Consider the following 244-nt stretch of genomic DNA (forward strand, 5'->3'; position numbering starts at 1 on the left):
TTTTGTCATATCTTCAATATTAAATACAAATGGAAGCTCTCCATTTCTCTTTACGACTCTATTATCTGCAATTTGCTCAGAAATCATTTTCCCTAAGACCTCGAGAGCCCTTTCTTTTACACCTGAATACTCAACAAGAATCTTAACCTCTTCTCCAACAAGGGATTTTACTTGTGGCTCAAAGTAATAAAGAAGTCCCTTCTCTTTTAGTTTCTTAACAAAAGAAAAGGCCTCATTAACATTC

Annotated in this window: 1 protein-coding gene; it reads right to left on the reverse strand. The window is 34.4% G+C overall.

All coding sequences use genetic code 11. The features are described from left to right. A partial coding sequence (locus tag M901_RS07310) for a hypothetical protein (protein ID WP_034721160.1) occupies positions 1 to 244 on the reverse strand: 244 nt, incomplete at both ends.

This window comes from Bacteriovorax sp. DB6_IX, from assembly GCF_000447775.1.
Lineage (GTDB): Bacteria > Bdellovibrionota > Bacteriovoracia > Bacteriovoracales > Bacteriovoracaceae > Halobacteriovorax_A.